Annotated in this window: 2 protein-coding genes and 1 pseudogene; all 3 read right to left on the reverse strand. The window is 37.9% G+C overall.

What is annotated here, in order from left to right; all coding sequences use genetic code 11:
• Positions 1-242 (reverse strand): annotated as a pseudogene (locus tag H5186_RS22395) (hypothetical protein); the annotation flags it as partial.
• A gap of 108 nt (positions 243-350) precedes the next feature.
• Positions 351-1,274, reverse strand: coding sequence for a hypothetical protein (locus H5186_RS22400; RefSeq protein ID WP_182768384.1), 924 nt, complete (start codon positions 1,272-1,274; stop codon positions 351-353).
• Positions 1,275-1,278: 4 nt separating this feature from the next.
• On the reverse strand, positions 1,279-1,572 hold the full coding sequence (locus H5186_RS22405) for a hypothetical protein (protein ID WP_182795029.1): 294 nt from the start codon (positions 1,570-1,572) through the stop codon (positions 1,279-1,281).
• Positions 1,573-1,808 lie beyond the last annotated feature (236 nt).

Below are 1,808 nucleotides of genomic sequence, written 5' to 3' on the forward strand. Positions count from 1 at the left end.
GGTTCGTTTTTTTGGCTATCCCATTGTGGCGGTGGAATAATATAATCAGGTATAAAAATATTTACCATTTCACCGAGGGTTTTCTCGCGGTATTTTGGCCTGGCAATCTCAGCTAAAAAGGCGGCATCACCACTGGCTTTATCTTCAAAAATAGCGATACCGTTGGCTTTACCAAGCGCGCCATTACTGCGAGCACTATTGTTAAGCCCTAACAATGTCGGGTTATTATGTCGCCATGTTAGCCACCAACGTGACGATAAACCTAGGCAGCATATACCACCTAGGTTTGAATTCCTTTTCTGATTGTTAAAGAGCGTTTGGCCTGTAAATCTATTTTTAAATAACTTTAATCACAAAAGTAAAATATTGAGCTCGTACGCACGCTTTATGTTTTCCTCTAGCAATACGGGGTCATCACTAAAGGGAGCAATAACATAATTAACCTCATCCCTCGGGTATTCTTTTTCGCCATCAATATCAGTATGAAAAACATATTTATAGTTATTTTTTATGTCGGGATCGAGGGGGTAATTTTCCATATAGGGGCCAATTTTATCGCCCTTCCAAACTGTGCTGCACCCTTTATCTAGATAGTATTGAACTGAAGGTAACATTGCGTAAGGGATAGGTTTATTTTTATCCATATATTCATTTAATAACGTCCATAAATTACAGGCTTGATCGTAACTATCAGCGAACGCGACTATGTATTGGCAATCCCTTTTACCATGTTTAGGGTATTTTTTAGGGATTAAACTTGTAACAGGCATGCCTCTTCCTAAGCTAAAACCTAACGAGCCTCGGTACATCTCAACTTCTTCAAAAGGGATCACAAGTTCTGGGTTGCCACCAAACGCAGGGAAATTCACATTGCCGGTCTTTCGGTCAAAAACGACAGAGGTTGCTCTGGGGGTTTTTGCTTTACGATGGTAAATAAAAGCAATTATTAATAATAAAACTTGCCCTAGAATAAACAAAGGGTAAAAAAGCAGTGAGTCTAATAGGTGCTGTAAACTTTTTGCTTTAAATAACCCAATTACTTGCATTACTGTTAAGATTCCGAAAAATGTTAACATCAATGCTACAGTAGCTTTTTGGAAGATACCCTTCATACTTGATATTAACAATAGGCCATAATAACGGCCATCAGCGCCAACCTCATCTTTTTCTCCTAACAGGTTGTCATAATTGATTTCCACTTTTCGGTAATACTTCCCCATATCAGTTGGTTTTTTAGGGGGGCGTAATTCAGATACTTGCTCGGTGTTTATCATATTGTTACTCAAGTCCTAATTCTTCTTTTAGCGCATAATTTAACAGTGATAAATTCACTTCGGTTGTGAGCCATTTATCTGGCTCTTCAAGTTCACCGTCTTCATCACGTTTTGATACTGGCAATATAAATTTATTTTCCTCAAAGGCTGTGCTCACTGACGCACCTTTACCTTTTGGATACGTTTTAACACGTAGTCTAAACGTGATTCTGGTTGTGTTGAGCGCTTTAAATATAGCGGTGCAGTTATATTGATTTAAATCAAGTCGTACACCTTGCCCACTTGATAAATCAGTCACTAAAAAATTAAGGTGGGTGTCATTGTTATTCCATTTCTAAAGTACGCGGATTTCAAGGTGGCTGTCTTCTTAATTTTCCATCAGGAAAAATAACAATACCGCTATCTACATAAGCTGCAAACTAAACCTAAAGCAATTAAATGCATCACTTTAGGTTCAATTTTTTAAATTTTTAAAGAGCGATTTAGCTTTTAATTACCACACTTCCTGACGGTTAACTTGGCAATCTGCTGGGT

This window comes from Pseudoalteromonas sp. SG41-2 (assembly GCF_014164535.1).
GTDB classification, from domain to species: Bacteria; Pseudomonadota; Gammaproteobacteria; order Enterobacterales; family Alteromonadaceae; genus Pseudoalteromonas; species Pseudoalteromonas rhizosphaerae.

Excerpts from the sequence above, each read along its gene's own strand:
- H5186_RS22400 (WP_182768384.1), bottom strand. The coding sequence starts at position 1,274 with ATGATAAACACCGAGCAAGTATCTGAATTACGCCCCCCTAAAAAACCA.